Annotated in this window: 4 protein-coding genes and 1 pseudogene; 4 read left to right on the forward strand and 1 reads right to left on the reverse strand. The window is 51.6% G+C overall.

Annotation, left to right across the window (positions count from 1 at the left end; all coding sequences use genetic code 11):
* From ACO1NT_RS05270 to ACO1NT_RS05285, 4 genes are all read left to right on the forward strand, one after another.
* The coding region (locus ACO1NT_RS05270; RefSeq protein WP_449047374.1) for a hypothetical protein at positions 1-666 on the forward strand (666 nt) is incomplete at its 5' end.
* 4 nt (positions 667-670) lie between these two features.
* A complete protein-coding gene (locus ACO1NT_RS05275) occupies positions 671-2,665 on the forward strand; it encodes a TonB-dependent receptor (RefSeq protein ID WP_449047375.1) in 1,995 nt (664 codons plus the stop codon).
* An 88-nt stretch (positions 2,666-2,753) separates the two neighbouring features.
* Positions 2,754-3,605: an MbnP family protein gene (locus tag ACO1NT_RS05280; RefSeq protein ID WP_449047376.1), complete on the forward strand. Its 852-nt coding sequence runs from the start codon at positions 2,754-2,756 to the stop codon at positions 3,603-3,605.
* An 8-nt stretch (positions 3,606-3,613) separates the two neighbouring features.
* Positions 3,614-4,666, forward strand: a complete 1,053-nt coding sequence (locus ACO1NT_RS05285) for a cytochrome-c peroxidase (protein ID WP_449047377.1) — start codon at positions 3,614-3,616, stop codon at positions 4,664-4,666.
* Here the strand turns inward: ACO1NT_RS05285 and ACO1NT_RS05290 are convergent.
* Positions 4,659-5,671: pseudogene (locus ACO1NT_RS05290) on the reverse strand (hypothetical protein); the annotation flags it as partial. The gene ACO1NT_RS05285 and the pseudogene ACO1NT_RS05290 sit on opposite strands and share 8 nt — an antisense overlap.

Below are 5,671 nucleotides of genomic sequence, written 5' to 3' on the forward strand. Positions count from 1 at the left end.
GGGAAAGCCGATGTTGCGGGCGTTACCCTTTTGCCCATCACGACCGATGCCAACGGCGGAACCGGCGTTTGTCCCCACCGATACGAGTTGGCGTACAGACCGGATAGCAACTATTATTCGGGCTATTCGGTCTTTACCAGTGAAAGCCATGCGGACGGAACCTGGACGTTAACCATCGGCCTTACTGGTGCCAACCAAATCCTTACGGCGAAAACCCCGATCACTGTTCAGGCGCAGCCCAACCAAAACCTGAACATGACGGCATTTACAGGGAAAGACGACGAACAGTATATCATCGCGCTGGTCGCACCGTCGCGGCCGAAAGTTGCCGAAAACGAATTGGTGGCGGGTATTTATCGGCTGAACGGCACCGACCCCTCCCAGTTATCATACACTGAGGTAAGTGGTTATACACTGATGTTGGACCCGCGCATGCCGGAGCCCTCCATGGGAAACCATTCGTCGCCCAATAATGTGGACCTGACCCAACAAACCGATGGGTTGTACCATGGCGTGGTCAATTACACCATGACGGGCAACTGGACGCTGAATTTCATCATGCAGAACGAGGACGGCAGGATCGTCAAAGGGACCGAAGTACCGACGGATTTCACGCCGGGTATGGAAGGCGTAAAAAGCGAATTGTACATCGACGTCTTATTCTAACGATATGAAGCAGCTCCTTATCTTTTTTCTGGTTCTTTTTCTTGGAATGAACACCCGCGCACAGCATATGCATCCGGAACGTGACACCGTCAAAACCTTGGAGGAGGTAAGCGTCACCGCCATTGCCAAGCGGAAAATCGAGACCGAACTGAAAATGGCCGTGTCGGTGGACGAATTCCTGGCATCTACCGACCACATCAGCTTCATCAAACGGGGTGCCTTCGCCTGGGAGCCCCTGCTCAATAACATGGGTATGGAGCGTTCGACAGTGACCATCGACGGCATGCATATTTTCGGTGCATGTACCGATAAAATGGATCCGATCACGTCGTATGTGGAAAGCAACAACCTCGCTACCATCGATGTGACATCCGGTCAGGCGGGCAGCCTGCACGGAGCCACGGTGGCGGGCAGCATTGACCTCAAAAGGAAAAGCACCCCATTCAGCCCCGCCGTTGAAAGGAAATGGAGTGGAGCTTACCAAACCGGATTCGAGTTCAACAATAACCAGTTCTTCAACCTGGGGAACCTGTCGTATGCAAGCGAAAGACTCGTGGTCGATGGCAGCATCGCCTTCCGGAAGGCAGGCAATTATTACGATGGCATCGATGCCGAGGTAAACCACTCGCAATACCAAAAATTCAACACGTCGTTGGGATTGGCCTATAAAACGGGTACGTTGTCTTCGGTACGGATGGATGCTATTTTCGATCAGGCCGACGATGTCGGTTTCCCAGCACTGCCGATGGATTTGTGGCGATCCCGGGCAATCATTACCTCCGCAGCTTACAAGCAGTTATTCGAAGACGGATGGATACGGGCCTGGGACACCAAGCTTTATTTCAATGCGGTAGAACATTATATGGATGACACCAAGCGCCCCGAAAACCTGGTCCACATGGACATGCCGGGATGGAGTACCACCTATGGGCTAGTTTCCCAAGCCAATTTGAAGCGCGGGGATTACAGGGGCGACATCCAACTGAATGTATACAACAACCTGTCGATCGCCGAGATGACGATGTATCCGCAGAATCGGAGCAAGAAAACAATGTTTGCCTACAGCTGGCCCTGGGTTACCACCCGTTTTGCCGGGCTTTCGATGAATAATGCGTGGGATATCTCGGAAATAAGCACGGTGAATTTCGGTGGCTCATTGGGATGGAATTACAACCGTTCCAAATATGTGGAGTTCAACTGGATTTTCCACCCCGGTGCTCCGCAGGAGAAAAACAGAGTATTGCCGGGCTTACATGCCAGTTACCAACTCCGCATCGACCGATTTGATTTTTCGGTCGGAACGGGTTATGGGCACCGGGCACCTTCCGTCTCGGAAGCATACGGATATTACATCTACAACAGCTTTGACCGTTACGATTACATCGGAAACCCCGATCTGAAAAACGAGGTTTCATATGAGGCTAACGCAAGCGCTGGGTTTAAAAACGAACGGATGGGCATCGCGGCCAAGGCAAACTATTTCCACATCAGGAATTACATCGTAGGTCGGATCTTGAGCTTGGGCAGCCCGATGAACTATCAATCGGTCGGCGTGAAAGGATACACCTCGTTAGACCACGCGAAACTGTTCAACCTATCGCTGAATACGCATTACGATATACTGCCGCATCTCCACTGGAAAGGGATGGTCACCTATGCGCGGGCCATGGACAACCAGGATGGGAATCTGCCGTTCATCCGCCCCCTGAGTTATCAAACATCCCTTCATTTTATGCACAAAGGTCTTGGTATCCAGACTGCGCTGCATGGCGATTTGGCACAGGAAAATTTCAGCCCTGAATACGGCGAAGACCTCACACCAGCTTATCGGATTTGGAATATATCCGCCGATTACACCTTCAACTTCAAAAATTTCAAAACCACGTTGCAGGTAGGCGCCGAAAACTTGTTCAATGCCTATTACAGCACCTACGCCGATTGGGGTAACATCCCTCGGATGGGACGCAACGTGTTCACGTCACTGATGGTCAAATTTTAAACGGGCCACCGTGCATAAGGCCATACATACGCACAGTAAAAATCATTAATCGCAAATAAAGTCAAACAAAAACTAAAAAATCATTCTCATGAAAACACAAACAATATTTTCCCTGGTATTCGTCGCGCTAGTGGCGCTGGCAGCTTGCAGCAAAGATGACAATAACCCCGTTGCCAATGACATCACGCTGCATTTCAACAACACGTTCAAAAACACACCCATCGTACTGGGCGATGCGGCATCGTCTACCGCTACGGCAAATACGTCTGCCGAAGGACAGGTGCATCACTTTTCGGAGCTGAAATACGTAGTCAGCAACATCCGTTTGGTGAAAGCAGATGGCAACGAAATCCCCTACCACATCAACGATTTGGATAAGGGGGCGATTGTGGTGAACCACGCAAAACCGCAGACATTGGATTATGTGCTGAGCAACATCCCCGCTGGCGAATACAAGCAGCTCAAATTCGGATTGGGTGTCAAATCGGAACTGAACACGCTAGACGAAGTACGGTTCCCCGATTTTTACGCAGCGGCCGGCGTCAATGACACCGAAATGCACTGGGAATGGGGAACCGGATACCGGTTTACGAAAATCGAAGGTTTTTATGGTGCCGACCATAAAACGCTGTCTATCCATACCGGAAGCACAATTGCAGGCGAAGAAGGAGCCTACACGCAGGGTGTCGACGCCTACCGCGACATCACCTTGGACCTGGGCACACATGCAGTCGTAGGCCGGAACGCACCGAACATCACGATCAAGGCCGATTTTGATAAGCTACTGAGCGGAAAAACCAATACCATTACACTGGGGGATGGAAATGCGACACCCAGCGTACATACGGCCGCCAATATGGTGTTGTTCGTCGACAACCTGGGTGGTGACGGATCGAGCGACCTGACGGGCATGTTTTCCATCAGTGGTGTGGTGAATTAAACGGATCGATGAAGAAGGTAGGTGCCCTGTTAGTCGCTTTATCCCTATTACTATCCTGTAATAGGGACGACACCCTCGTGCCCACATCTTTGGATAACCCCGAAATCGCATTGGATATACCGGTTGGCTTTCCGCCATTGAATGGTTCGGTAGCTGGCAACAAGCCCACGAAATATGGCGTGGAGTTGGGAGGGAAATTATTCCACGAGAAGAAGTTCAGTGGAAATAACACGATTTCCTGTGCCAGTTGCCACAACCGGTCAAATGCTTTCGCAGATAGCCGTCAACAGGCCATTGGGGTTTACAACCGGGTTGGGCTCCGCAATACACCACCCATCCAGAACCTGGCGTTTATGCAATTCTATAATTGGGATGGCAGCAAACTCCAATTAGAACGCCAAACCCTGGTTCCCATCATCACCCACGAGGAGATGAACTCTTCCATTTCGGAGGTCATCCGGAAATTGAAGGCGATTCCCGAATATCGGGACCTGTTTAAAAAAGCATTTGGCGACGACCGGGTCACACCCGACCGGATATACCGGAGCCTGGCACAATTCGAGTATACGCTCATTTCCGCAAACAGCAAATACGACCGGGTCATACGGAACGAAGGCGAGGCATTTACGGAAACCGAGGCCCGGGGCCAACAGGTTTTCCGACAGAAATGCGAAAGTTGCCACAGCACGGCGCTCTTCACCGACCAAAGTTTCCGAAACGTCGGCTTCCCCGTGAATCCCAGCACGGAAGAGGCCGGCCGCGCACGGGTTACCGGCAGGGCCGAAGAATACATGAGTTTCCGGGTACCGTCTTTGCGAAATGCCGCCTATACGGCGCCTTATGGCAGCTTCGGCCAGTTCCCCACGCTGAAAGCCGTGTTGGATTACTTTGATAACGGTGTCTTGGAGGCCGGCAACCTCGATCCGAGCCTGAGAGCGAATGGCAATCGGATACCGCTGAGCGAGCAGGAAAAAGAAGATCTTATTTCCTTTATCAACACGCTAAGCGACCCCATGTTTGTTGGAGATAACATCCATACTGTTTCCGGGCGCCTCAAATAGGTTCCAACATCGGTTTTTTAGCACTAAAAACCAGTTGAAGCAACGTTTTCTCCGCATCGGCCATGGCGGATTTCATATCGTCGATATTGGTTTGCGCATAGGGTTGCATGGCCGGCATGATGGACCGATAATAGGCGATGCCGCCCAGCAAATTATCACGGAATGTCTGGTAGTGGGTGCTTCGCTTTTCGGTAAAATCATGCTGGTATTTCTCGATTTCCTTTTTCAGGTAGTCGATATAAAGACGCAGCTCGTTGACGAACAGGTTTGACCGGAAGCGACCGTTCAGCAGGTTGGCCGTACCGTAAATATGGCCGACCATCTCCTTGAGCGATGCGATTTTGGAGAAGTAGGCCAAGTTGGGCCCCGGACATATCGTCACCGCTTTGAGGTTGTGCTTGGGCGGTATGCCATGGGTGAGTACCGCCGGTGCGGCAAGCCCTTCGCACAGGCAGTCCTTTTCTACAATCGCCGCTGCCGCTTTCTGGTAGGCTTGCTCTTCGGGGAACTCTATCCGTGCTTCCTTGAGTTTCAGGTGCTGGTATTGCCGGGATGCCGTGCATATGGGCTTATCGGTAAACTCCGTATTAAACGAAAGGAATTTCTTGTGACATGGGCTGCCGGGCCGATTCCGGACAATCCGTTGTTTCCGTTGTTCTTCCGAACTGCTTGGCCTGAAATTATGGAAAGGCACCCCCAGGGGCGATGCGTCACTCAGGTAGAAATCGCCGGGCACCGCGTTTGCTAATTTACCAAGTGTATCATCATCCACATTGGTCGCTTCGGGAACCAGCAGGAACGGACTCCCCCACCCTGTTCCGTCCAGCTGGTAGTAATCCAATAAAAAGCGGTCCTCTCCTGCCGTACCGATCCCGCCTTGTACGGTGATACGCTGCGGGGGGTTGGTTTGGAATCCCCACCGTTGCTTATGTCCCAGCGCTGCGTCGCAAAGGCCCTTCAGTTCGTTATACAATACTTCACGTTGTGTTTTAAAAGCCTCCATGA

The organism is Parapedobacter sp. (assembly GCF_053550995.1).

Excerpts from the sequence above, each read along its gene's own strand:
- ACO1NT_RS05275 (WP_449047375.1), top strand. The coding sequence starts at position 671 with ATGAAGCAGCTCCTTATCTTTTTTCTGGTTCTTTTTCTTGGAATGAAC.
- ACO1NT_RS05285 (WP_449047377.1), top strand. The coding sequence starts at position 3,614 with ATGAAGAAGGTAGGTGCCCTGTTAGTCGCTTTATCCCTATTACTATCC.
- ACO1NT_RS05280 (WP_449047376.1), top strand. The coding sequence starts at position 2,754 with ATGAAAACACAAACAATATTTTCCCTGGTATTCGTCGCGCTAGTGGCG.